Annotated in this window: 27 protein-coding genes and 2 pseudogenes; 13 read left to right on the top strand and 16 right to left on the bottom strand. The window is 63.7% G+C overall.

Going from position 1 to position 22,144, the window contains the following annotated elements; genetic code table 11:
- Window positions 1–48: 48 nt before the first annotated feature.
- Together GT370_RS04745 and gluQRS are read right to left on the bottom strand one after the other, a co-directional pair.
- The gene (locus GT370_RS04745; protein WP_008492924.1) at window positions 49–1,002 is read right to left on the bottom strand and encodes a CPBP family intramembrane glutamic endopeptidase; all 954 of its coding nucleotides are present in this window, start codon (window positions 1,000–1,002) and stop codon (window positions 49–51) included.
- Window positions 999–1,807: pseudogene (gene gluQRS / locus GT370_RS04740) on the bottom strand (tRNA glutamyl-Q(34) synthetase GluQRS). Before gluQRS ends, GT370_RS04745 begins: the two are co-directional and overlap by 4 nt.
- Before the next feature lie 199 nt (window positions 1,808–2,006).
- Here gluQRS and GT370_RS04735 point away from each other — a divergent pair.
- Both GT370_RS04735 and GT370_RS04730 read left to right on the top strand, forming a co-directional pair.
- Window positions 2,007–2,567 (top strand): HNH endonuclease, encoded by a 561-nt coding sequence (locus GT370_RS04735; RefSeq protein WP_008492927.1) that lies wholly within the window; start codon window positions 2,007–2,009, stop codon window positions 2,565–2,567.
- 3 nt (window positions 2,568–2,570) lie between these two features.
- Window positions 2,571–2,996 (top strand): GlcG/HbpS family heme-binding protein, encoded by a 426-nt coding sequence (locus GT370_RS04730; RefSeq protein WP_008492928.1) that lies wholly within the window; start codon window positions 2,571–2,573, stop codon window positions 2,994–2,996.
- A 131-nt stretch (window positions 2,997–3,127) separates the two neighbouring features.
- Here the strand turns inward: GT370_RS04730 and GT370_RS04725 are convergent, their stop codons facing one another.
- Genes GT370_RS04725 through GT370_RS04715 form a run of 3 tightly spaced genes read right to left on the bottom strand, consistent with a single transcriptional unit; the run spans window position 3,128 to window position 4,286 of the window.
- Window positions 3,128–3,373 (bottom strand): Lrp/AsnC ligand binding domain-containing protein, encoded by a 246-nt coding sequence (locus GT370_RS04725; protein WP_008492929.1) that lies wholly within the window; start codon window positions 3,371–3,373, stop codon window positions 3,128–3,130.
- Window positions 3,370–4,077, bottom strand: coding sequence for a substrate-binding domain-containing protein (locus GT370_RS04720; RefSeq protein ID WP_270183957.1), 708 nt, complete (start codon window positions 4,075–4,077; stop codon window positions 3,370–3,372). Before GT370_RS04720 ends, GT370_RS04725 begins: the two co-directional genes overlap by 4 nt.
- Window positions 4,056–4,286, bottom strand: coding sequence for a LysR family transcriptional regulator (locus tag GT370_RS04715; protein ID WP_270183956.1), 231 nt, complete (start codon window positions 4,284–4,286; stop codon window positions 4,056–4,058). The genes GT370_RS04720 and GT370_RS04715 overlap by 22 nt, the downstream gene beginning before the upstream one ends.
- A gap of 134 nt (window positions 4,287–4,420) precedes the next feature.
- On the opposite strand from GT370_RS04715, the gene GT370_RS04710 reads away from it, so the two are divergent.
- The 7 genes and pseudogenes from GT370_RS04710 (at window position 4,421) to GT370_RS04685 (ending at window position 10,133) form a co-directional block, all read left to right on the top strand.
- Entirely contained in the window at window positions 4,421–5,026 is a 606-nt protein-coding gene (locus tag GT370_RS04710) for an FMN-dependent NADH-azoreductase (protein ID WP_008492931.1), read from the top strand.
- Between the two features lie 166 nt (window positions 5,027–5,192).
- Window positions 5,193–5,708 (top strand): YceI family protein, encoded by a 516-nt coding sequence (locus tag GT370_RS04705; protein ID WP_270183955.1) that lies wholly within the window; start codon window positions 5,193–5,195, stop codon window positions 5,706–5,708.
- Window position 5,709: 1 nt separating this feature from the next.
- On the top strand, window positions 5,710–6,276 hold the full coding sequence (locus GT370_RS04700; protein ID WP_008492933.1) for a cytochrome b: 567 nt from the start codon (window positions 5,710–5,712) through the stop codon (window positions 6,274–6,276).
- Entirely contained in the window at window positions 6,276–6,824 is a 549-nt protein-coding gene (locus GT370_RS04695; RefSeq protein WP_008492934.1) for a YceI family protein, read from the top strand. Before GT370_RS04700 ends, GT370_RS04695 begins: the two co-directional genes overlap by 1 nt.
- 162 nt (window positions 6,825–6,986) lie before the next feature.
- Window positions 6,987–7,532: pseudogene (locus tag GT370_RS20730) on the top strand (DNA translocase FtsK 4TM domain-containing protein); the annotation flags it as partial.
- Window positions 7,533–7,726: 194 nt separating this feature from the next.
- Entirely contained in the window at window positions 7,727–9,460 is a 1,734-nt protein-coding gene (locus GT370_RS04690; protein WP_333490018.1) for a DNA translocase FtsK, read from the top strand.
- Between the two features lie 235 nt (window positions 9,461–9,695).
- Complete coding sequence (locus GT370_RS04685; RefSeq protein WP_008492936.1) at window positions 9,696–10,133, top strand: cupin domain-containing protein; 438 nt, start codon at window positions 9,696–9,698, stop codon at window positions 10,131–10,133.
- Window positions 10,134–10,255: 122 nt separating this feature from the next.
- Here GT370_RS04685 and GT370_RS04680 read toward each other — a convergent pair whose 3' ends face one another.
- On the bottom strand, window positions 10,256–10,912 hold the full coding sequence (locus tag GT370_RS04680) for a glutathione S-transferase (RefSeq protein WP_008492937.1): 657 nt from the start codon (window positions 10,910–10,912) through the stop codon (window positions 10,256–10,258).
- 130 nt (window positions 10,913–11,042) lie between these two features.
- On the opposite strand from GT370_RS04680, the gene GT370_RS04675 reads away from it, so the two are divergent.
- The gene (locus GT370_RS04675) at window positions 11,043–12,260 is read left to right on the top strand and encodes a polyhydroxyalkanoate depolymerase (RefSeq protein WP_008492938.1); all 1,218 of its coding nucleotides are present in this window, start codon (window positions 11,043–11,045) and stop codon (window positions 12,258–12,260) included.
- A 137-nt stretch (window positions 12,261–12,397) separates the two neighbouring features.
- Here GT370_RS04675 and GT370_RS04670 read toward each other — a convergent pair whose 3' ends face one another.
- The 7 genes from GT370_RS04670 to hisB form a co-directional block, all read right to left on the bottom strand.
- A complete protein-coding gene (locus GT370_RS04670) occupies window positions 12,398–12,763 on the bottom strand; it encodes a histidine triad nucleotide-binding protein (RefSeq protein ID WP_008492939.1) in 366 nt (121 codons plus the stop codon).
- 10 nt (window positions 12,764–12,773) lie between these two features.
- Window positions 12,774–13,226, bottom strand: a complete 453-nt coding sequence (locus GT370_RS04665) for a phosphoribosyl-ATP diphosphatase (protein WP_008492940.1) — start codon at window positions 13,224–13,226, stop codon at window positions 12,774–12,776.
- Window positions 13,227–13,256: 30 nt separating this feature from the next.
- Complete coding sequence (gene hisF, locus GT370_RS04660) at window positions 13,257–14,024, bottom strand: imidazole glycerol phosphate synthase subunit HisF (protein WP_008492941.1); 768 nt, start codon at window positions 14,022–14,024, stop codon at window positions 13,257–13,259.
- Window positions 14,018–14,749, bottom strand: coding sequence for a 1-(5-phosphoribosyl)-5-[(5-phosphoribosylamino)methylideneamino]imidazole-4-carboxamide isomerase (gene hisA / locus GT370_RS04655; protein ID WP_008492942.1), 732 nt, complete (start codon window positions 14,747–14,749; stop codon window positions 14,018–14,020). Before hisA ends, hisF begins: the two co-directional genes overlap by 7 nt.
- Window positions 14,746–15,288: a GNAT family N-acetyltransferase gene (locus tag GT370_RS04650; protein WP_008492943.1), complete on the bottom strand. Its 543-nt coding sequence runs from the start codon at window positions 15,286–15,288 to the stop codon at window positions 14,746–14,748. Before GT370_RS04650 ends, hisA begins: the two co-directional genes overlap by 4 nt.
- 177 nt (window positions 15,289–15,465) lie before the next feature.
- On the bottom strand, window positions 15,466–16,107 hold the full coding sequence (gene hisH / locus GT370_RS04645; RefSeq protein WP_008492944.1) for an imidazole glycerol phosphate synthase subunit HisH: 642 nt from the start codon (window positions 16,105–16,107) through the stop codon (window positions 15,466–15,468).
- Window positions 16,104–16,694, bottom strand: a complete 591-nt coding sequence (gene hisB / locus GT370_RS04640) for an imidazoleglycerol-phosphate dehydratase HisB (protein WP_008492945.1) — start codon at window positions 16,692–16,694, stop codon at window positions 16,104–16,106. Before hisB ends, hisH begins: the two co-directional genes overlap by 4 nt.
- A gap of 132 nt (window positions 16,695–16,826) precedes the next feature.
- Between hisB and GT370_RS04635 the strand changes: the two genes are divergently transcribed.
- From GT370_RS04635 to GT370_RS04625, 3 genes are all read left to right on the top strand, one after another.
- Entirely contained in the window at window positions 16,827–18,017 is a 1,191-nt protein-coding gene (locus GT370_RS04635; RefSeq protein WP_008492946.1) for a multidrug effflux MFS transporter, read from the top strand.
- A gap of 5 nt (window positions 18,018–18,022) precedes the next feature.
- The gene (locus GT370_RS04630) at window positions 18,023–18,778 is read left to right on the top strand and encodes a gamma-glutamyl-gamma-aminobutyrate hydrolase family protein (protein ID WP_008492947.1); all 756 of its coding nucleotides are present in this window, start codon (window positions 18,023–18,025) and stop codon (window positions 18,776–18,778) included.
- Window positions 18,779–18,868: 90 nt separating this feature from the next.
- Window positions 18,869–19,279, top strand: a complete 411-nt coding sequence (locus GT370_RS04625) for a hypothetical protein (RefSeq protein WP_008492948.1) — start codon at window positions 18,869–18,871, stop codon at window positions 19,277–19,279.
- A gap of 121 nt (window positions 19,280–19,400) precedes the next feature.
- Here the strand turns inward: GT370_RS04625 and GT370_RS04620 are convergent, their stop codons facing one another.
- The 3 genes from GT370_RS04620 to GT370_RS04610 all read right to left on the bottom strand — a co-directional run bounded on the left by GT370_RS04620 (window position 19,401) and on the right by GT370_RS04610 (window position 22,105).
- Window positions 19,401–20,159 carry a MipA/OmpV family protein gene (locus tag GT370_RS04620; protein WP_008492949.1) on the bottom strand — a complete coding sequence of 253 codons (759 nt, stop codon included), beginning with the start codon at window positions 20,157–20,159 and terminating at the stop codon, window positions 19,401–19,403.
- Window positions 20,160–20,402: 243 nt separating this feature from the next.
- Window positions 20,403–21,920: a monocarboxylate uptake permease MctP gene (gene mctP, locus GT370_RS04615; RefSeq protein ID WP_008492950.1), complete on the bottom strand. Its 1,518-nt coding sequence runs from the start codon at window positions 21,918–21,920 to the stop codon at window positions 20,403–20,405.
- A complete protein-coding gene (locus tag GT370_RS04610; protein WP_026438682.1) occupies window positions 21,917–22,105 on the bottom strand; it encodes a DUF3311 domain-containing protein in 189 nt (62 codons plus the stop codon). The genes mctP and GT370_RS04610 overlap by 4 nt, the downstream gene beginning before the upstream one ends.
- Window positions 22,106–22,144 lie beyond the last annotated feature (39 nt).

Genomic DNA, 22,144 nt, shown 5'->3' with positions numbered 1-22,144 from the left:
CGGTTAGTGTACCGAATTCCCTTCCCCTGCCAAATGCCCCATTATTGGCTAATGTAACAGCGGGGCGGCGAGCAACAGGCCGGTATTATAGGCGATGTGCAAGGCGATGCCGGGGCGAATGGAGCCCAGCCGCAGCCGCAAGCCGCAATTGATCAGCGCTAGCAGCGTCACATCCACGAAGCCCGGCGGGTAATGCAGCTTTTCGGGCGCATGCAGGGCCGCGAAGAGCAGGCTGGAGAGCAAGGCCGCCCAAACTGGGCCAAGCCGGCTGGCCAGCCCCGCGAACAGAATGCCGCGAAACAGAATCTCCTCGACAATCGGCGCCAGCACGCAGATGGCTAGCAGCAAGGCCGGCAGCGCCCAGAGCGGGCCGGAGAGCATCCGCGCCGAGGGCAGGGATTGCAGCTTCGCCGGATCCGGTGGCAGCAGATGAAAAATCCCCAGCACCAGCAGGATCACCGCCAGGGCCAGGATCAGCGCCAGCGCATAATCCTGGCCGCGCGCCGGGCGCCAGGCGAGGCCAGCGGGGCTGCCATCCTGCGCCAGAGCCGGGCCCAGCCGGCGCAGCGCGCCCACCAGCCAGAGTGCCACCGCCAGCTCGCCGCTAATGACGATCTCCATCAGGCTCAGCGGCTTGTGGAAATCCGGCAGATGTACCCGCCCGGTATGCAGGCTTTGCAACAGCCCGGCATCCAGCGGCAGCAGCACCGGCAGCAAAGTCGCCAGCCCCATCACCAGCCCGGCCAGGAGCAGCAGCCAGATTGCACGTAGCGGCCCGAGCCAGGCAGGCCCCGTGGCCCTTGTGCCGGGCAGCCCGCCAAAGCACAGCGCCAGCAGGCCCAGCGCCAGCCCCTCGGCCGCCCCCAGCCCGAGGAAATAAAGCTGCATTTTTAGGGGGTAATGCCCGGGATCGGCGGCGAGATCCCCGGCCGCGAAACATAAGACCGCGCCAATGGCCGCGAACAGCGCCGCCCAGCCGAGAGCTGCCAGTGCCCGCCTCATGCCGCGAATCCGTGCAGCAGCGTGTCCGGATGCACGCCCTCCGCCCGCAAGGCGCGCAGCGTCTGCGCCTTGTCGCGCTTGGCCAGCCTTTGCCCGTCCGGCCCCAGCAGCAGGCGATGGTGATGGTAGATCGGGGTTTCATAGCCCAGCAGCTTTTGCAGCAGCACCTGGATATGCGTCGCCTCACGCAGATCCTCGCCGCGGATCACATGAGTCACCCCCTGTAGCGCATCGTCATGCACCACGCAGAGATGATAGCTGGTTGGCGTGTCCTTGCGGGCCAGCACCACATCGCCCAGCCGGCGAGGCTGCGCCTCCACCCAGCCGGTCGCTTCCTCGAAGAACCGCAACGGCCCAGCCTCAGCGCAGGCGCGCATTGTATCCAGCCGCAGCGCGTAAGGCGCGCCGTTCTCCATCCGTGCCGTGCGTTCGGCGGCACTCAGATGCTTGCAGGTGCCTGGGTAGATGCCTTCCGCCGCATGCGGAGCGGATTGCGCCTTGGCGATTTCCGCGCGGCTGCAAAAGCACGGATAAAGCAGCCCGCGCCCCGCCAGCCCCTCCAAAGCCGCGCGATAATCGGCGAAATGCGCGGATTGGAGTCGCACCTCCCCTCCCAGCGCAGCCCCAGCCAGGCCAGGTCTTCTTTGATCGCATCGGCGAATTCTGCCTTGCAGCGCGTGGTGTCGATATCCTCCAGCCGCAAAAACCACTGCGCCGCGCGGCTGCGCCCGAGCCAGGCGGAATAAGCGTGGCCCAGATGCAGATAGCCGGTGGGGCTGGGGGCGAAGCGGGAGATGATGCTCATATTGCCCCCTGATATAGCGCGCCGCCCTGGCTTCACGAACCGGCCTTGCAGATGACAAATGGGCGACAATCAAGCCCGATGCTTGCCGCCCATCGCGCCGCCTGTCATAAAGTCCACATGACTCGAACGGCCTACCATATGTGGCAGCGTTTCGTATCTGCCCCCAAGATTTCGGCCTCAGCCCGGATAGGCGAGACTGATGCCCGACGGCGGTTTGCATTTTCCCGCCCTCGTCCTCAATGCGGATTTCCGTCCGCTTTCCTATTTTCCGTTATCGACCTGGACCTGGCAGGATGCCGTGAAAGCGGTGTTCCTGGACCGGGTTTCGGTGCTGTCGGAATATGAGCAAGAGGTGAGATCGCCCAGCTTCTCCATGCGCCTGCCCAGCGTGATCGCCTTGCGCGATTTCATTCCCTCGGCGCGCATGCCTGCCTTCACGCGGTTCAACGTGTTCCTGCGTGACGGGTTTTCCTGCCAATATTGCCTTGATCGTCGCGCCACCCAGGAGCTGACCTTCGACCATGTGATCCCGCGCGCCCGCGGCGGGCGGACCAGCTGGGAGAATGTCGTCACCGCCTGCGGCCCCTGCAATCTGCGCAAGGGCTCGAAAATGCCGCGCGAGTGCAATATGATCCCCCGACAGGAGCCGCGCCGGCCCACCGGCTATGAGCTGCAGGAGCGCGGGCGGCATTTTCCGCCCAACTATCTGCATGAGAGCTGGCGCGATTATCTGTATTGGGATTCGGAACTGGAAGGATAGACCATGGCGTTGACGCTGGAGACCGCGCAGAAAATCATCGCGGGGGCGCTGGCCCATGCCAAGAGCATCGAGACCAAGCCGCTGGCGGTGGTGGTGCTGGATGCGCGCGGCGCGCAGAAGGCGTTCGCGGCGCAGGATGGCACCTCGCTGAAGCGTGGCGAAATCGCGATGGGCAAGGCGCAAGGCGCGCTGGGGCTGGGCATGGGCTCGCGGGCGCTGATGAAGCGGGCCGAGCAGCAGCCTTATTTCATCGCCGCCGCCACCGCCGCCATTGGCGGTTCGCTGGTGCCGGTGCCAGGCGGGGTGTTGATCCGCCAGAACGGGGCGATCATCGGTGCGGTGGGCATTTCCGGCTGCACGTCGGACAATGACGAGGCCTGCGCCGTGGCCGGGATCTCCGGCGCTGGCCTGGACGCGGACGGCGGTTAGCAAAAGTTTTTTGGTGCCGCTTTTTTACAAAAAAGCGGCGAAAACGTTTGGGGCGTTGGCAACGAGGTTGCCAACGCCCCAAACGTTTTGCAGCCCTTTTTGAAAAAAGGGCTGCACCCCAAAAACTTCTGTTATCCTGGCGTAAACGCGTTGAACGCGGTCATCGTCGAAGTATCCCGAATCCCCGGCACCTTGTGCAGATGTTTGTTCACGAACAATCCCGGATCCTCGTCCTCCTCCAGATTGATGATCGCCATCAGATCATATGGCCCGGAAATCGAGTAGATATGGCAGGGGATCACATTGTCGATGATATAGGCCGCCACCTCATAGGCCTGGCCCAGCTCGCATTTGATCTGCACGATCAGCGTTTTCATGCGTATTCCTTCAATTCCTGCACGCCCTGGGATTCCACGGCGAAGTTTTTCAGCTGCTCGATGAACCAGCGCCCGGCCGGGCCCGGCGGCGCATCCTGCCGGTAGGCGGCGGACATGCTGATCTGCACCCGTGCTGGAATGTCCTGCAATTGCAATTCCCGCAAGCGCCCGGCATCGAGATCGTTCTGCACCATCTCCAGCGGCATACCGCCCCAGCCAAGACCTGCGAGCAGAAACGCATGTTTCGCGCCCAGATCCGCCAGCCGCCAGTTGCGCCTGGAATGCACGCTGAATTCCTGCCCGTCGGTCAGTTCCGTGCGGTCGGTCAGCACCAGCTGCACATGCTGCGCCACCTCGCATTCACCCAAAGGGGCGTTCTTCATCGCCAGCGGATGCGAGGGGGCGGCGACGTTTACCATCTCCACCGCCAGCAGCCGCTCGGTCATCAGCCCGGAAATGCTGATCGGCAGGTTGCACAAGATGCCGATCTGGCTTTGCTGCTGCAGCACATTCTTCGCCACCCCGCCCAGCGCCTCGACATAAAGCCGCAGCGGGGTGAGGGGGAAGCGCTTGCCGAACACCTCCGCCGTGCGGGTGAGCACGGACATCGGGAACATCACATCCACCGCCACGGACAGCTCCGATTCGATTCCCGCCGCCATGCCCCTGGCGCGGGATTTCATCAGCGCCATGCCGCCCAGCATCGCCTTCGCATCGGCCAGCAGCAGCTCGCCCCCGGTGTGAGTTCCGGATAGCGTCCCTCGCGCCGGAACAGCTCCACCCCCAGCTGCTCCTCAAGATTGGCGATCGCCTGGCTGACCACGGATTGCGCCCGCCCCAGCCTGCGCCCCGCGGCGGAAAAGCTCTTCTCCTCCGCCGCGGCGGCGAAAATCCGCAACTGGTCGAATGTCACGCCCTCAATCATGCGAACCTATCGGCAAATAAGATGGTATCCATCTTTATATATAGGCTTCTGCGCCGAAAATCATCTCTTTAATAAGGCTCCGAACCGCGCCGCAGACCGGCGCCATAGTCAGGAGTGACATCATGAAGCTTTGGCATATCGATTCCAGCGTGCTCGGCGATAATTCCGCCTCCCGCAAGCTTACCGCCGAGATCGTGGCGCGCGAAAAAGCGAAGCATCCCGGCCTCGAGATCTCGTATCTGGACGTCGCCGCCACCCCGCTGGGTCATCTCTCTCCGGCCCATGTCGGCGCCATGTTCGGCCACCCGCCCACCGACGAGGCCACTTTGGCCGACATCGCCCGTGGCGCCGCCGCGATGGACGAGCTGTTCGCCGCCGATATCATCGTCATCGGCGCGCCGATGTATAATTTCGGCATCCCCAGCCAGCTGAAGGCGCTGATCGACCGCCTGCTGGTCGCCGGCAAGAGCTTCAAATATGGCGATGGCGGCGTGCCGGTCGGGCTCGTCCCGGCGGGCAAGAAGGTCATCATCGCCTCCACCCGTGGCGGGCTCTACACCCCGGGCAACCCGGCGGCGGCGCTGGAGCATCAGGAGAGCCACCTGACCGCGCTGCTGAATTTCATCGGCCTCACCGACATTGTGTTCGTGCGCGCCGAAGGCCTGGCGCTGCCTGATAACCGCGCCCCGTCGATGGCGAAGGCCGAGGCCGAGATCGCCAAACTGTAAAATCTTGGGGCTTTTTGAAAAAAGCCCCCAAACCCCCAAAAACTTTTGCCATTATTCATTGTGTTTCGCAGGGAGTTCTCATGAAGACCCAGGTTATCGCGCTTGCTGCTCTCGCTCTGCCCGCCTTCGCCATGGCGCAGACCGCCCCAACCCGAACCCGGCGGACGTGAAGGCCGGCACCTACAGCGTCGAGCCCACCCATACCCGCATCCTGTTCGCGGTGGACCATATGGGCTTCACCACCTGGTACGGCGATTTCACCAACGCCGCCGGCACCCTCACGCTGGACCCGAAGAAGCTCTCCGCCTCCAGCTTCGACATCACCGTGCCGACCGACAGCGTCACCACCACCAACACCACGCTGGATGGCGAGCTGAAATCCCCCGAATGGTTCGATGCGGCGAAGTACCCGACCATCGAATTCAAGTCCGAGAAGATCGTGCGCACCGGCAAGGATACCGCTCTGGTCACCGGTGAGTTCACCTTCCATGGCGTCACCAAGCCGCTGACCCTCAGGGCGAAGTTCAATGCCGGCGGCATCAACCCGCTGAGCAAGCAATATACGATCGGCTTCAACCTCTCCGGCTCGCTGAAGCGCTCAGACTTCAACCAGAAAACCTACCTGCCGCTGATCGGCGACAATGTCGCCATCACCATCAGCGCCGCCTTCGTTCAGAAGTAATATGGCCGCGCGGTCGCGCTATGATCTGGTTGCGATCACCCTGCATTGGGTGATCGCGCTGGGGATGCTGTTCCAGATCGCGATGGGGCTGGCGATGGTGCATTGGGGCTTTCCCATCGGCACCAAATTCATGCTGTTCCAGCTGCATAAATCCATCGGCATCACCATTCTGGCGGCGGTGATTTTGCGGGTTCTCTGGCGCATCGGTCACAAACCGCCCGCCTTACCCGGCTCGATGACCAAGCTGGAGGTCAAGGCCGCGCATGGCACGCACCATCTGCTCTATCTGCTGATGCTGGAAATTCCGCTCAGCGGCTGGCTGGTCGCCTCGCTCTCGCCGCTGCATATCCCGACGGTTCTGTACAAAACCATCCCCTGGCCCGTGCTTCCCGTGCCGGCGGGCTGGGTGAGCCAGCTCGGCGAGCACCGCGCCGGCACGCTGCATGCCTGGAGCGCCTACATCATCCTGGCGGCGATCGGGGTGCATCTGCTGGCGGTGATCCGTCATCAATTTTTCAAACGCGACGGCGTGCTGGCCCGCATGCTGCCCTTCTCCCGGAGCGCCTGATGAAACCCTCACTTCTCCTGGCCGGCTTCCTGCTGGCCGGCTCCCCGGCTCTGGCGGCGGATTGGAGCATCCAGCCCGCCGCCTCCAGCCTCACCTTCACCGGCACCGAAACCGGCGCCTCCTTCACCGGCAGCTTCGGCAGCTGGGGCGGGCAGATCTCTTACGACCCAGCAAAGCCGCAGGAGGCGCATGTGCATCTCACCATCGCCCTGGCCAGCGCCAAATCCGGCGATGCCCAGCGCGACCAGGCGATGCCGGGCTCGGACTGGTTCGATGTCAGCGCCTTCCCGCAGGCGACTTTCGATGCCACCGGTTTCACCCCGCAGGGCGGTGACAAATTCATGGCCAATGGCACGCTGACGATTCGCGGCGTGAAGAAGCCGGTGTCGCTGCCGTTCACGCTCGAAGTCACCGGCAGCAAGGCGGTGGCGAAGGGCAAGATCACGCTCACCCGCACGGATTTCGGCGTGGGGCAGGGGGCCTGGAGCAGCGGCGATTATGTCGGGCTGAAGGTGGATGTCGCGTTCACGCTGACGGCGACCTCCTAAGAATCTGACTTAAGGGCGCAAAAGTTTTTGGGGTGTGGCCCTTTTTTCAAAAAGGGCCACGAAACGTTCGGGTGGTGGCAACGCCGGTACCACCACCCCAGACCTTCGTGGGAACTTTTTGAAAAAAGTTCCCACACCCTCAAAAACTTTTGCTCCTCTTTTATGCTGCTCCGCAGCATTCTTAAAAACTTTGAAAATCAAACGCTGGCATCTATAACTTACGCCATGGCTGTTGATCTGGGTGCGCGTCGTTTCATATCTCCGTCCATCCGCGCCCAGCTCAGGCGCCGGACAGGCGAGCTTGGCGCCATCATTATCGCGCTGGTCGCGCTCACCCTCGGCCTGGCGCTCGCCTCCTACAACCCGGCCGATCCCTCTTTCGACACGATCAGCGCCACCCCGGCCCACAACCTCGCCGGCACCACCGGCGCCGATATCGCGGATCTGATGTTGCAAGGCTTCGGCATCGCCGCCTTCATCCCCGTGGCGGTGCTGCTGGCCTGGGCTTATCGCATGGGTATTCGCGGCCAGGTGGGCCATTCCAAGACACGCATCATCCTCGCCTGCGCCGCCATGCCGCTCGCCGCCATGGCGCTGGCGATGGCGTTTCAGATCATCCCGGGCGGGCGGCTCGGCTGGCCGGTGCCGGCCGGGCTGGGCGGTGCCGCCGGGCAGGTGCTGGCGCATATGGTCACCGCGCTGGGCCATTCCGTGCTCGGCAAGCTGGGCGGCGGGTTGGTGATGATCCTCACAATGCTCCTGGCCCTCGGCAGTTTCGGCTTCGCGCTCGGCTTCACCCCTGGCGAATGGCGCTCCGGCGGCAGGCGGGCGGTGCAGGCCGCCTCGGGGCCGCCAGCCATAGCCGCAAGAGCGCCGCCGTCGTCTCCTCCTGGCTCTCGCCCTTGCTGCAGACCGCCTCCGGCGGCGCGGCGGAGGCCACCGAACCCTCCCGCGCCTGGGTCCCCTCGCTGGGCGCCCCGGAGGATGACGAGGACGAGGCGCTGCCCGCCCCACGCAGCGAACCGGCCTTGCCGATGCGCGCCAAGCCGAACGTAAAGGCCGTCGCCACCACCCGTGCCGCGCCGCCGCAGCAGCAGCGTTTGCCGCTGGAGGAGCTGGGCTGGGAGCCGCCGGCGCTCGATCTGCTGCGCGCCGCTCCGGCCCGCGGCAATAGCGGCCCCTCCGAGGAGGCGCTGCAGAACAATGCCCGCCTGCTGGAGACGGTGCTGCAGGATTACGGCGTGCAGGGCAAAATCGTCGAAATCCGTCCCGGCCCGGTGGTCACGCTCTATGAGCTGGAACCCGCCCCGGGCATCCGCTCCGCCCGCGTCATCGGCCTCTCGGAAGATATCGCCCGCTCGCTCTCGGTGATGTCCGTGCGCATCGCCGTCGTCGCCGGGCGCAATGTCATCGGCATCGAGGTGCCGAACGCCAAGCGCGAGACGGTGTTCCTCTCCGAGCTGCTGGGGGCCGCCGATTGGGGCCGGCAGAACGGCGCGCTCTCCCTGGCGCTGGGCAAGGACATCTCCGGCGCCCCGATCATCGCCGATCTCGCCCGGATGCCGCATCTGCTGATCGCCGGCACCACCGGCTCGGGCAAATCCGTCGGCGTCAATGCGATGATCATGAGCCTGCTGTTCAAGCTCTCGCCCGAGCAATGCCGGCTGATCATGATCGACCCGAAGATTTTGGAATTGTCGGTCTATGACGGCATCCCGCATCTGCTCACCCCGGTGGTGACGGAGCCGCCCAAGGCGGTGGCGGCGCTGAAATGGGTGGTGCGCGAGATGGACCGCCGCTACCGCGCCATGAGCCAGCTCGCGGTGCGCAATATCAGCGGCTATAATGACCGGGTGAACGAGGCCCGCGGCCGCGGCGAGGTCGTCACCCGCCGGGTGCAGACGGGCTTTGACTCCGAAACCGGCAAGCCGGTGTTCGAGGAACAGCCGCTGGCGCTGGAGCCGCTGCCCTTCATCGTCGTCTTCATCGACGAAATGGCGGATCTGATGATGGTCGCCGGCAAGGAGATCGAAATCTGCGTACAACGCCTGGCGCAGAAGGCGCGCGCCGCCGGCATCCACGTGATCATGGCCACCCAGCGCCCCTCGGTGGACGTGATCACCGGCACCATCAAGGCCAATTTCCCCACCCGTATCTCCTTCCAGGTGATCTCGAAATTCGACAGCCGCACCATTCTGGGCGAGCAGGGGGCGGAGCAGCTGCTGGGCCAGGGCGATCTGCTCTACATGGCCGGCGGCGGGCGCATCACCCGCGTGCACGGCCCCTTCGTCTCGGACCAGGAGGTGGAGGCGGTGGTGGAATATCTGCGCGAGCAGGGCGAGCCGAATTATCTGGATGAGGTGACCGAGCCCGGCGAGGACGAGGAAGCCCCGGCCGGCGGTGGCGGGGCTATCGGCGGCAACACCACCGGCGAGAACGCGCTTTACGACCAGGCCGTGGCCATCGTGGCGCGGGACCGCAAGGCCAGCACCTCCTATCTGCAACGCTGCTTGACCATTGGCTATAACCGCGCCGCCAAGCTGATCGAGCAGATGGAAAAGGAAGGGGTGGTCTCACCCGCCAACCATGTCGGCAAGCGCGAGGTGCTGGTGCGCCCGGAACGGGATGAGGATTAAAAGTTTTTGGTGCCGCTTTTTTCAAAAAGCGGCGAAGAGGTTTGGGGGGTGACGGCGTCGTCGTCACCTCCCCAAACGCTTTGTGGCCCTTTTCGAAAAAACGGCCACACCCCAAAAACTTTTGTAAATTATTCATTTTTCTGCGTTTTTGCTGCACCGCAAAATAATTCTGGCGGTCCGCGCATGCTTTGTGGCAGGCTGAACGTTCAATTCCGCCCTGAGAAGGAAGCCGCTCATGCTCGATAAAGCGATTGTGAATCTCTTCTCCCACGTCAAACCCGCCGACACACCCTGGCGCGCCGACGGTCTGCGCAGCTTCTTCCTCTACAAGGATCTCGGGGTGGACGCCGCCACCGGCGGGCGCGTCATCGCCCAGCTGGTCAAAGCCAACCCGGACTTCCCGCCCGAGGCCGGCACTGGCTGGCACCAGCATGTCGCGGATTTCCACATCGTCTTCATGACCAAGGGCTGGGCCCGCTTCATGTATGGCGACAAGGAACATCTGGTCGAAGCCGGGGATTGCGTGCACCAGCAGCCCGGTATCACCCATTATCTCTTCGACTATTCGCCGGACATGGAATATCTCGAAATCACCTCGCCCGCCGCCTTCGGCACGGTGGACGCCCCCGGCCCCTGCGCCGTGCCCGACCCCACACCCTGGCCCGCCGCGTGAGGCTGGCCCGGTTTTAGGCGCAAATAAGCCGCCTTTCTGCCCGAGAAAGGCGGCTTATTGAATTTGCCATGATCCATCACGCCGCCCAGCCGGGGCGCGCTGGCGGTACGCCGGCGCCGCGCTCAGAAATCCAGATCCAGCTCGATGATCTCCTGCGGCTCCTCGCGCGCATCCGCGATCCATTCCTTCATCGGCGACCAGTTCAGGATGGTGTCACAATAATCCTGGCAGACCGAGCCGACCGTGACATCGTAGGAGAGAAACCGCGTCACCACCGGCGCGTACATGCAGTCGGCAATCGTCGGCTGACGCCCGAACAGGAACGGGCCTTTCCAGGTGGTCAGGCAATCATGCCAAATGGAGAGAATCCGGTCGATATCCGCCTGGGCGGAGGACCAGACGGTGAACCCCGGCTTGCGAAAGCGCAGATTCATCGGCAGCGAGGAGCGCAGTGCCGCGAAACCGGAATGCATCTCGCCCGAGATGGAGCGGCAGCGCGCCCGCGCCGCCGGATCGCGCGGCAGCATATTCGCCTCGGGGAAGGCTTCGTTGAGATATTCAGCGATGGCGATGGTGTCCCACACGCTGATTTCGCCATGGATGAGGCAGGGCACCAGAATCGAGGAGGTGCGCATCAGCAGCTCCTCCTTGGCGCGCGGATCATCCGGCGAAACCCGCTCCTCCTTGAAGGAAAGGCCGGAGAGCTTGGCGAGCAAAAAACCCCGGAGCGACCAGGAAGAATAATTCTTGCTGCTGATCAGCAGGGTCGCTTCCGTCATGTTCACCCTTTCCTTTTACCCAAAATGAAACCATGATTACTAAAACTCAAAAGCATCAACAATGCTATGTCGGTTTCGCGGGGCGTGCCCATTTTTGTAAGAGTCGTAGGCGCTGGGGATTAGTTTTTTAATGCTGTATCAAATCTATCAGGCGCAGTCTGACCTTGTCGATCCCCTTCGCCGGCTGGCGCGTGGCACCAGCTCCTGGCTGAGCAGCTTCACGCCTGCCAGCCCGTACGGGCTGGTGATGCGCCATTTTAACGCAGCCCTGCAGGTTTTCGGCTATTCCGGCACCACCCATCAGCGGCCCGATTACGGCATCAAGGAGGTGCAGGTCGGCAACAGCGCGGTGGCGGTGCGCGAGGAGGTGGTGTTTTCCACCCCCTTCGCCAATCTGCTGCATTTCAGGAAGGACAGCGACCGTGCCCAGCCGAAATTGCTGGTGGTCGCCCCGCTTTCCGGCCATTTCGCCACCCTGCTGCGCAACACGATCGAGGTGCTGCTGCGCGACCATGATGTCTATGTCACGGACTGGGCGAATGCGCGTGACGTGCCGGTGTCCGCCGGGCGCTTCGGCTTCGACGATTATGTCGAGCATGTGATCAAGTTTCTCGAAAAAATGGGCCCGCGCAGCCATGTCATCGGCGTCTGCCAGCCCACCGTCGCGGTGCTGGCGGCGGTTTCGGTGATGGCGCAGGATAATAACCCCGCCACACCGCGTTCGATGACGCTGATGGCCGGCCCCATCGATACCCGCCGCAACCCGACCAAGGTGAATGTGCTGGCGAAAACCAAGCCGATGTCCTGGTTCGAGGAAAAGATGATCGGCATCGTCCCCTGGCGTTATGCCGGGGCGGGCAGGCGGGTCTATCCTGGCTTCATGCAGCTCACCGCCTTCGTGTCGATGAATATGGACAAGCATATCAGCGCCCATATTCGCCAATACGGCAATCTGGTGAAGGAAGATGAGAACGCCACGGACACGCATCGGCGCTTCTATGATGAATATCTGGCGGTGATGGATTTGCCGGCGGAGTTTTTCCTTGAAACCGTCGATAAGATTTTCATGCAGCATCAGCTTGCCACAGGTGAGCTGACCTATCGCGGCCGCAAGGTGGAGCCTTCGGCAATTCGCAAAACCTTCCTGTTCACGGTGGAAGGCGAGCGGGACGATATTTGCGGCTTGGGGCAGACGGCGGCGGCGCTGGATCTGTGCAGTTCGCTGAAGCCGATGCTCAAGCGCCATTATGTGCAAACCGGCGTCGGCCATTACGGCGTGTTTTCCGGCCGGCGCTGGGAAAACGAAATCTACCCGCTGGTCCGCGAAGTCATTCAATTCTCGGTCTGAAGGAGCAAAAGTTTTTGGGGTGTGGCCCTTTTTTCAAAAAGGGCCACGAAACGCTCGGGGTGGTGACGACAGCGGTGCATACGCCCAAACGTTTTTCGCCGCTTTTTGAAAAAAGCGGCACCAAAAACTTTTGCAACTTAATCCTTGGGCGCGAGCAGATGCCCCATCGCGTGGCCGCCCAGAATATGCGCATGGAAATGCGGCACCATCTGCTGGCTGTCCGGCCCGGCATTGCAGACGATGCGAAACCCGCTCTCATCCACCCCGCATAATTTCGCCACATGCGAAACCGCCCGGTAAAACCCGGTAATCTCTTCCGCCGAGGCGCTGGCGCCGAAATCCAGCGCCGATACATAAGCCCCCTTCGGGATCACCAGCACATGCGTCGGCGCCTGCGGCGAGATATCCGGAAAAGCCAGCGCGAACTCATCCTCATAGATCACCTTGGCGGGGATCTCCTTGCGCAGGATTTTCGCGAAGATATTGTTCGGATCATACGCCATGCCGGCCTCCTTACGGGATCTTCTTGGTGGGAAAGCCAGGTAGCGCCTGCTTGCGCGCGGCCTTCTCGGCGATGCCGCTCATGCCCTCGCGCCGCATCAGCTCGGTCCAGACCTCTTCCGGGCGCAGCCCCGCATCCACCCACAGCACCATCAGATGATAGAGCACATCGGCACTCTCGCCGATCAGCGCGGTGCGGTTGCCCGCCACCGCCTCGATCACGCATTCCACCGCTTCCTCGCCGAATTTCTGCGCCACCTTGGCGGTGCCGCGCGAAAGCAGGCGGGCGGAATGGCTTTCATTCGGGCTGGCATCGGCACGGCTCAGCACCGTGCCCCAAAGCCGGTCCAGCACCCGCGCATCGGCGCCGGCCAGGGCAGGGGGCGGCACGGCGCTCACCTTGCGCTTCGGTGCGGCCTTCTTCTTGGCGGTGGCAACGGGGGCTTTTTCGGTCTTTTTGGCCATGACTCGCACGCGACTCCTAGGGATCGAGCGCTATATTGCCCGTGGCAGGCGCACCGGCAAGCCGGCAGCCCCCAGCGCCTCTTTCACCTGCGCCACGGTGAACTGGCCGAAATGAAACACGCTGGCGGCCAGCAACCCGGTGGCCCCGGCCTGCGCGCCCTCGACGAAATGCCGCAATTCGCCCACGCCGCCGGACGCCACCACCGGCAACCTCACCGCGCCGCATACCGCTTTCAGCAGCTCCAGGTCGAACCCCATGCCGGTGCCGTCGCGGTCCATCGATGTCAATAAAATTTCACCCGCCCCGCGCTCCTGCATCTGCCGGGCCCAGTCCAGCACGTCGATCCCCGTCGCTTTGCGCCCGCCATGGGAATAGACCTCCCATTTGCCGGGAGCACTCTGGCGCGCATCGATCGCCACCACCACGCATTGGCTGCCGAACTTCTCCGCCGCCTCGTTGATCAGCTCGGGGCGCGAGATCGCGGCGGAATTGACCGAGCATTTATCCGCCCCGGCCAGCAGCAGCCTGCGCATATCGGCCACCTGGCGGATGCCCCCGCCCACGGTCAGCGGCAGAAACACCTTCTCAGCGGTGCGATGCACCACATCCAGAATGGTGTCGCGATTATCGGAGCTGGCGGTGATGTCCAGAAAGGTCAGCTCATCCGCGCCGGCCTTGTCGTAAAGTGCTGCCTGCTCAACCGGATCCCCGGCATCGCGCAGCGAGACGAAATTCACACCCTTCACCACCCGTCCGTCCTTCACGTCCAGGCAGGGGATCACGCGCAATTTCAGCATGCGGCCAGCGCCTCCTTCGGGCTCAGGCTGCCATCATAGAGGGCGCGGCCCAGAATGGACCCGTTCAGATTGGGCTGCTGTGCGGCGGCGGCCTTCAACGCGATGATATCGGCCACCGAGGCCACCCCGCCAGAGGCGATCACCGGCACGCTCACCGCCTTGGCGAGCGCGATGGTCTCAGCCAGGTTCAGCCCGGTCTTCATCCCGTCGCGGGCGATGTCAGTATAGATGATGGCGGCAATGCCGGCATCCTCGAAACGCTGGGCCAGCTGGGTCGCCGGCAGGTCGGAGGTCTCGGCCCAGCCTTCGGTCGCCACCATGCCGCCCTTGGCGTCGATCCCAACCGCCACCCGGCCCGGAAAGGCCTTCGCCGCCTCGCGCACCAAAGCCGGGTTCTTCGCCGCCGCCGAGCCGAGAATGACGCGGCTGATGCCAGCCGCCAGCCAGGCCGCGATCCCGGCCATGTCCCGCAAGCCCCCGCCCAATTGCACCGGCACGGACACGGATTTCAGAATGCTTTCCACCGCTTCGCGGTTCTCGGTCTTGCCGGCAAAAGCGCCGTTAAGGTCCACCACATGCACCCAGCCGAACCCGGCCGCCTGCCAGGCCGCCGCCTGCGCCCCCGGATCGGTCCCGAACACCGTCGCCTGATCCATCTCGCCGCGCTGAAGCCGGACGCAATTGCCGTCCTTGAGGTCGATGGCGGGATAGAGGGTGAGTGTCATTTCAGCGCCTTGTAGAAATAATGCCCCTGGATGATCTGGCCCTTGACCCGCGCATAAACCGGATGCGTACCCCAAAGCTGATAGCCCTCGGCCTCATAAAGCGCGATGGCGCTGGTCTGGCTGGCCCGGACATCCAGATTGATCACGTGAAAGCCGAGCGCGCGCGCCCGCTCCTCGGCCTTGCGCAGAATCATCCGCGCCAGCCCGTGGCCGCGCGCATAAGGGGCGACGAAGAGATGCATCAGCTGCACCGCGAAGCTCTGTGCCTCGTTATTGCGGGAGGGTTTCTGCAATTGCGCCGCACCGTAGATGACACCATCCATCCGCCCGACGATCAGCTCGCGCTCCGGCACCAAAGGCACGCCGCGATAATATTGCACCACCGAGGCCGCGGTGGGCGGTTTCACCCAGCCAAAGCCGCCGCCATCGAGCACCGCCGCGGTGGCGGCTTCCGCCAGGGCATGGATGTCGGCCTCGTCGGTGAAGGCCTCGATCCGCTCGGCCGTGATGCTGGTGGGGGCGGGCAGGGTCGTACTCACGCCTGCCTCTTGGCGCGTTCGGGCGGGGTTATCAAGAGGGGCTGGGGCATCGTGGGGCTTTTTGGAAAAAGCTCCCACCCCTGCGGCGCTTTTCCAACTTTGCTTCGCAAAGCCGGAACCTTGGGCGCCTTCGCCCTCCAAAAACTTTTGCGACTTAACGCCGGGGGCGTTTCTTGGTTACGGGGTCCAGGTGAGGAAATTGCCGAGGATGGTCAGGCCGACTTCCTGGCTTTTCTCGGCATGGAACTGGGTGCCGGCGCGGTTGCCGCTGGCCACCATCGCCACCACGTCCCCGGCATAATCGGTGGTGGCCAGGATCTCGTCCGGGCGTCCGCCGGACAGCGCGTAGGAATGCACGAAATAGGCATGGTCGCCCGGCGTCAGCCCGTCCAGCAGCTTGTGCGATCCGGGCTCGAAGCGCAGCTCGTTCCAGCCCATATGCGGCAGGCGCTCAGCCCCCACCTGCATCCTGGCGATCTCGCCCCGCACCCAGCCAAAGCCCGGCGTGCTGCCATATTCCAGCCCGCGCTGCGCCATCAGCTGCATGCCGACGCAGATGCCCAGGAACGGCGCGCCCTGCGCCACCCGCTCCTCCAGCGCCGCCTTCAGCCCGGAGATGCTCTCCAGCCCCTTGGCGCAATCCGCAAAGGCGCCCTGGCCGGGCAGCACGATCCGATCAGCCCGGCGCAGCTCATCCGGGTCGGCGGTGATGAACACCTCAACCTCCAGCCCCTGCCGCGTCGCCGCCAGGGCCAGCCCGCGCGCCGCCGAAGCCAGATTGCCGCTCTGATAATCGATAACAGCGACGCGCTGGCTCACAGCGCGCCTTTGGTCGAGGGGATCTGCCCGGCGATGCGCGGCTCCGGCGCGATCGCGGCGCGCAGCGCCCGGGCCACCGCCTTGAAGCAGGCCTCGGCCACGTGATGGGCATTATGCCCGGCCAGCTGGCGTACATGCAGGTTGAAAAACCCGTTCCCGGCGAAGGCGCGGAAGAATTCCTCCACCAGCTGGGTGTCCATCTCGCCCAGCATCGGCCGCTCGAAATTCACATTCCAGGCAACGAAGGCGCGGCCGGAGAGGTCGATCACCGCCTCCACCAGCGCCTCATCCATCGGCACCGCGGCCTGGCCGAAGCGCTGGATGCCGCGCTTGTCGCTCAGCGCGTTGGCGATGGCCTGGCCCAGCACGATGCCGACATCCTCGACCGTATGGTGCGAATCGATATGCACATCGCCCTTGGCGATGACGGAAATATCGATCAGCCCGTGTCGGGCGAAGGATTCCAGCATATGGTCGAAAAACCCAACCCCGGTATCGACATCCGCCTTGCCGGTGCCGTCCAGATTGACGGTGACGACGATGTCGGTTTCGTTGGTCTTGCGGCTCAGAGAATTGATGCGTGACATGGCGTTGACCTACACCGGTTCGGTGGCCGGAAAAAGGCAGAATCATTGCATGGCACGCCCCGGCGCAAACATTACAGCAATGCTGTCCCGCCGCTTTTCCCGGGCCGGTAATCTCTCTACTCAGGATCGGCCATGAACCGCGCCGTCACCCCAAAATTACCGTTCCTGCTGGGCGCGATCATCGCCATCGGCCCGGTCTCCACCGACATGTATCTGCCCGCCTTCCCGCAGCTGGCGCATGACATGCACGACCAGGCGGCGCCGCAATATTCCCTGGCCGCCTATTTCCTGGGGCTGGCCGTCGGCCAGATGACGCAGGGCGCGCTCTCGGATCGCCTGGGCCGGCGCGGGCCGCTTCTGGGCGGGCTGGTGCTGTTCATTCTGGCCTCGGCCGGCTGTGTCATCGCCTGGAACACCCCCTCGCTGGTGGTCTTCCGCTTCCTCACCGCGCTGGGCGCCTCCGCCGGGCTGGTGATCCCGCGCGCCATGGTGCGCGACCTGGCGGATGGTCCGGCGGCGGCGAAGATGCTCTCCAAGCTGATGCTGGCGATGGGGCTGGCGCCGATCTGCGCGCCGATGATCGGCGCCGTCTGTGTCATGTTCGCCAGCTGGCGTTTCATCTTCGGGCTCTGCACCGCCTACGGCGTCGTCGCGCTGCTTTGCGCCTGGTGGCTGATCCCGGATACGCTGCCGCCGGCCCGCCGCTCGCGCCTTGGCGTCGGCGCGGTGCTGGTGCGCTATGTCGAGATCTTCCGCGAGCGCGGCTTTCTCACCCATGCCATCATCAATGCCTGCGTCGCCGCCTGTCTGTTCGCTTATCTCAGCGGCACCCCGCAGATCTTCGAGGAAAGCTTCCACTGGTCGAGCACCGGTTACGCGCTGCTCTTCGGGGTCAATTCCCTGGCTTATATCGGCTATAGCCAGCTCAACCCGATCCTGGCGGCCCGATTCGGCATCGCCCCGGTGATCACGGTGATGACCATCTGGCAGCTCGTCTGCACGCTGCTGCTGGTGCTGCTTTCGATGTTGCCCTTTGGCGGGCTGCCCTTGGCCGGCGGGCTGCTGCTCACCGAGGGGGCGTTTGGCCTGCTGCTGCCCTGCTGCATGGTCGGCGCGCTCACCCGGCACCAGAACCATGCCGGCTCGGCCGCGGCCTTGCTCGGCACGCTGCAATATGCCGGCGGCGCGGTGGCGGGGCTGGGGGTGGGCGTGCTGGCGGACGGCACCGCCCGGCCGATGGCGCTGGTGATGCTCGGCTGCGCTGCAATCGCCGCGCTTGCCGCCACCAAGCGGCCGCGTTTAAGTTTCGGTGCAGCGGAGTGATTGATATGCAAACATCGATTCTGGTCGGCATCCCGGCCTGCACGAAACTGATCAACGGCTATATCCAGCACGCCACCCCGGCGCGCTACGGCCAGGCGCTGCTGGACGGCGCCGGCGCCATCCCGGTGCTGATCCCGCCCGAGGGTGAGGCGATGCTGCCGCTTTTGGACCGGGTGGACGGAATCATGTTCAACGGCTCCCCCTCCAATGTGATGCCGACGCGCTACGGCGCCGATTACGACGCCACGCCGGACGCGCATGACCCCGAGCGCGACGCCACCACCCTGCCGCTGATCCGCGCCGCGATCGAGCGTGGCATCCCCATCCTGGGCATCTGCCGCGGCATGCAGGAGCTGAATGTCGCCCTCGGCGGCACGCTGTTCCAGGAGGTGCACAAGGTGCCCGGCCGCGCCGACCACCGCTCCGGCGAGGGCGATAACGAGTTCCGCTTCCGCCTGCAGCACGAGGTCGCGCTCTCCGGCGAGCTGGCGCGGATTTCCGGCGCCACCTCCATCCAAGTGAACTCCCTGCATGGCCAGGCGATCGACCAGCTCGCCCCCGGGCTGGTGGTGGAAGCCACGGCGCCCGATGGCACCATCGAGGCGGTGCGGGTGGAAGCGGCGAAAGCCTTCGCCCTGGCGGTGCAATGGCATCCGGAATGGGAGGTGACGCATTTCCCCGACCGTCTGGCTTTGTTCCAGGCCTTCGGCGCCGCCTGCCAGGCCTATGCGGCGCAGCGCTCAGCCCGGCGCGCCGCGTAATTTAGTGCAACAATAGGGCCATCCGGGCCGGAGGTGGCTATAAAGCCGCCTCAATCGGATTATATCATCGTCGGTATCAAGGAGGGTCACATGGACATCCAAACCATCGACAACCAATACGACCAGTTGCAGAACCAGGCGCGCCAGACCGTGATGGAGCTGCAGAATTTGGCGGGCAAACTGCAAAATGCCGCCAATGCGGGCGACCAGAATGCCCGTGAATGGTTCCTGGACCTGAAGAGCATCGCGCTGGCCATCCAGGCGGAGCAGAATCAGGTCGCCAATCTGCTGCAGGCGCTGCACGGCTTTGTCGCCAACCAGGCGCAGCAGGGCTATGGCCAGCCAGCCTATCCGCAACAAGGTTATCCGCAACAGGGCTATGCGCAGCCGCAGCAGAGCGGCGGCATTCTTGGCGGCTTCCTGAATTCCGGCTTCGGCCGCGCCCTGGAAATGGGCGCGGGCTTTGGCATCGGCGAAGATATCATCAACAAGATTTTCTAAAAGTTTTTGGTGCAGCTTTTTTCAAAAAGCTGCGAAAAACCTTCGGGTGTTGGCACGGCGTTGCCAGCCCCATGCCGTTCGTGGGGACTTTTTGTAAAAAGTCCCCACACCCGAAAAACTTTTAGAACTTATACATCACCGCCAGCGAGACGCTCTCGTCATTCGGCGTCTGCGTGATCGGGCTGTCCGCGGCGTCGCCCATCAGCCGCTGATAGCCGCCGCTCAGATCCACCAGCACATGCGGCGTCACGAAATAAGTCGCCGAAATGCCGATCCCGGCCTGTTCAACCCCGCCATGCGCCTTGAAGAAATGATAGCGCGTGCTCGCCGCCTGGGTGTGGCTGACACCGAAATAGGTGGTCATGTAGCGCGTATCCGCCAGCGTCACGCTCGGCCCCATGAACCAGGCGAATTTCCGCGAGCTGCCCGGCATCGGCATATAGGCGCCGATATCCCCGACATAGCCGAAGGAGGCGCCCAGCTGCTTGCGCACATCCACCCGCAGCGTCAGCGGAAAGCTCTTGGAGAGCACGGTGGTGGCGAACAGCTTCACTTCGGGGGCCATATGGATGGTGCCCAGCCCGTTCAAATCCCGCCCATCCACATGCGGCGAGCGGCCGAGATCATAGGTCAGCGCCGTGCCCACCGAAATATGCCGGAAGCTGAACAGATTCACACCCAACCCCTCGCCGGTGGAGAGGAAAGCGATGTCCTTATAACGGATATCGATCGCCGGGCCGCCCTGCACGGTATAGCGGCGCAGACCATCGGCCGCCGGCCCGAACTGGGCACCGGCCCCCACCTCGACCTCCCAGGTCGGGACTTTCGGCTCGAACAGCCGTTGCAGCTGAACGCCCGATGAATATTGCCATTCGGCCATGGCGGACGCGCTCTGCGCGGCGGCCGGGTGCAGTCCAGCAAGGCTAAATGTGCCTATCGCGCCAACACCGCAGATCATCTCACGCCACGCCATCAAAACCCCATCCCGTCGTTGTTTGATGAGGCAGTATGACGAACTTGCCGCTTCAGCGCAGCAGGGCAGGCGGCAATTATGGCCATTTTTGCCCTGCGGTTTGATGAAATGACGGCAAGGCGGCGAAGGGGCCGCCTTGCCGCCTCACGCTCAGGCGTAATCCGCCGCCTCGGTCTCGTCTTTATGCCGGTCATTCGCCATGGCGTTCAGCGGGAAGCTGAGCACATAAGCGATGAGCGCATTCAGAATCACGGTGGCGAAGGCGATGTAGGCGGGCAAGGTGTAGCCCGCGACATGGAACGCCCAGACGCCGCCGAAATTATTATGCGCCACCAGCCAGGTGGCGGTGACGATGCCCACCGCCCAGCCAATCAGCAGCGCCCAGCCATTGAAGAACCGGGTGAACACCGAGAAGACGATGGCCGGGAAGGTCTGGATCACCCACATGCCGCCGAGCAGCTGCAGCTGCACCGCGAACTGGGTGGGGATGGCGACGATGAAGAACAACGCGCCGACCACCATCACCATCGCGAAGATCTTCGCCACCAGCGTCTCCGCACTGCCTTTGGAGCGGCTGATGAAGGGCTCGTAGATGTCGCGGGTGAAGATGTTGGCCGAGGCGATCGCCATGATCGCGGCGGGCACCAGCGCGCCGATGGCGATGGCCGCGAAGCCCACACCGACGAACCAGTCCGGAAACTCATACATGAACAAGGCCGGCACCGCGAAGCTCGCCTTGAAATGGGCAAAGCCGGCAGCGAATTGCGGCATCTTGTCCACGCCGGTGGCCACCGCCATGAAGCCCAGCATCGCCAGCAGGCTCAGCAGGATGGTGTAGGCCGGCAGCAAAGCGGCATTGCGGCGCAGCACACGCGGCCCGGCGGAGGAGAGAATGCCGGTGGTGGTGTGCGGATACAGGAACAGCGCCATCGCCGAGCCCAGAGCCAGCGTCGCATAGCCGCCATAGCTGCCCAGGCTGTGCGCCGGCGGAGCGGCCAGGATCAGCTTCGCCGGATTCACCTTGGCGAAGATATTGCCGAACCCGCCGAGCGACATCGGAATCGCGATGATGGCGACGATCACGGTCAGATAGATCAGCAGATCCTTGACGATGGAGATCATCGCAGGGGCGCGCAGGCCCGAGGTCCAGGTGAAGGCGGCCAGCACCACGAAGGCGGCGATCAGCGGCAGGTGGCCTGGAATGCCAAGCGCGCCGATGATCACCTGCATGCCGACCAGCTGCAGCGCGATATACGGCATGGTGGCGGCAATGCCGGTCACGCCCACGGCCAGCGCCAGCCAGCGATTGCCATAGCGTCCGCGCACGAATTCCGGCCCAGTGATGTAGCCGTATTTATGCGCCACCTTCCAGAGCTTGGGAAACACCATATAAAGAATCGGGTAGCACACCACCGTATAAGGCACGGCGAAGAAGCCCAGCGCCCCGGCCCCGTAGATCAAGGCCGGAATGGCGATGAAGGTATAGGCGGTATAGGCATCGCCCCCGATCAGGAACCAGGAAATCAGCGTGCCGAAGCGCCGCCCGCCCAGGCCCCATTCCTCGATATGGTCGAGATTGCCGCCCTTCCAGCGCCCGGCCATGAAGCCCATGATGATGACGGCGACGATGAGGACCACGAACACCGTGATCGCGACGATATGATTCATTTGTCGGCGCCTTCCTTGTCTTCAACCTTATAGACGATCCAGATCATCACCGAGGCGGCGATCACCACCAGCATCTGGAACCAATAGAAGAACGGAAAGCCGAACAGCGTCGGGTCGACCTTGTTATAAAGCGGCACCCAAAGCGCGATCACAAAGATGATCACGAAAAACAATAATCTGATCATTAGACCCCCCAGAACGTTGTTTATGCCAATGATCCGGCG

Source organism: Acidocella sp. MX-AZ03, assembly GCF_027626035.1.
GTDB classification, from domain to species: domain Bacteria; phylum Pseudomonadota; class Alphaproteobacteria; order Acetobacterales; family Acetobacteraceae; genus Acidocella; species Acidocella facilis.
Note: the sequence above shows the minus strand (reverse complement) of the source record. Positions and strands in the feature narration are given on the sequence as shown.

Excerpts from the sequence above, each read along its gene's own strand:
- GT370_RS04710 (WP_008492931.1), top strand. The coding sequence starts at position 4,421 with ATGAAGCTTTGGCATATCGATTCCAGCGTGCTCGGCGATAATTCCGCC.
- GT370_RS04635 (WP_008492946.1), top strand. The coding sequence starts at position 16,827 with ATGAACCGCGCCGTCACCCCAAAATTACCGTTCCTGCTGGGCGCGATC.
- GT370_RS04745 (WP_008492924.1), bottom strand. The coding sequence starts at position 1,002 with ATGAGGCGGGCACTGGCAGCTCTCGGCTGGGCGGCGCTGTTCGCGGCC.
- GT370_RS04620 (WP_008492949.1), bottom strand. The coding sequence starts at position 20,159 with ATGGCCGAATGGCAATATTCATCGGGCGTTCAGCTGCAACGGCTGTTC.
- GT370_RS04695 (WP_008492934.1), top strand. The coding sequence starts at position 6,276 with ATGAAACCCTCACTTCTCCTGGCCGGCTTCCTGCTGGCCGGCTCCCCG.
- GT370_RS04700 (WP_008492933.1), top strand. The coding sequence starts at position 5,710 with ATGGCCGCGCGGTCGCGCTATGATCTGGTTGCGATCACCCTGCATTGG.
- GT370_RS04720 (WP_270183957.1), bottom strand. The coding sequence starts at position 4,077 with ATGCTGGGCGGCATGGCGCTGATGAAATCCCGCGCCAGGGGCATGGCG.
- GT370_RS04670 (WP_008492939.1), bottom strand. The coding sequence starts at position 12,763 with ATGGCGTATGATCCGAACAATATCTTCGCGAAAATCCTGCGCAAGGAG.
- hisB (WP_008492945.1), bottom strand. The coding sequence starts at position 16,694 with ATGTCACGCATCAATTCTCTGAGCCGCAAGACCAACGAAACCGACATC.
- GT370_RS04610 (WP_026438682.1), bottom strand. The coding sequence starts at position 22,105 with ATGATCAGATTATTGTTTTTCGTGATCATCTTTGTGATCGCGCTTTGG.
- hisF (WP_008492941.1), bottom strand. The coding sequence starts at position 14,024 with ATGCTGAAATTGCGCGTGATCCCCTGCCTGGACGTGAAGGACGGACGG.
- mctP (WP_008492950.1), bottom strand. The coding sequence starts at position 21,920 with ATGAATCATATCGTCGCGATCACGGTGTTCGTGGTCCTCATCGTCGCC.
- GT370_RS04630 (WP_008492947.1), top strand. The coding sequence starts at position 18,023 with ATGCAAACATCGATTCTGGTCGGCATCCCGGCCTGCACGAAACTGATC.
- GT370_RS04680 (WP_008492937.1), bottom strand. The coding sequence starts at position 10,912 with ATGACGGAAGCGACCCTGCTGATCAGCAGCAAGAATTATTCTTCCTGG.
- GT370_RS04625 (WP_008492948.1), top strand. The coding sequence starts at position 18,869 with ATGGACATCCAAACCATCGACAACCAATACGACCAGTTGCAGAACCAG.
- hisA (WP_008492942.1), bottom strand. The coding sequence starts at position 14,749 with ATGACACTCACCCTCTATCCCGCCATCGACCTCAAGGACGGCAATTGC.
- GT370_RS04735 (WP_008492927.1), top strand. The coding sequence starts at position 2,007 with ATGCCCGACGGCGGTTTGCATTTTCCCGCCCTCGTCCTCAATGCGGAT.
- GT370_RS04685 (WP_008492936.1), top strand. The coding sequence starts at position 9,696 with ATGCTCGATAAAGCGATTGTGAATCTCTTCTCCCACGTCAAACCCGCC.
- GT370_RS04675 (WP_008492938.1), top strand. The coding sequence starts at position 11,043 with ATGCTGTATCAAATCTATCAGGCGCAGTCTGACCTTGTCGATCCCCTT.
- GT370_RS04725 (WP_008492929.1), bottom strand. The coding sequence starts at position 3,373 with ATGAAAACGCTGATCGTGCAGATCAAATGCGAGCTGGGCCAGGCCTAT.
- GT370_RS04730 (WP_008492928.1), top strand. The coding sequence starts at position 2,571 with ATGGCGTTGACGCTGGAGACCGCGCAGAAAATCATCGCGGGGGCGCTG.
- GT370_RS04665 (WP_008492940.1), bottom strand. The coding sequence starts at position 13,226 with ATGGCCAAAAAGACCGAAAAAGCCCCCGTTGCCACCGCCAAGAAGAAG.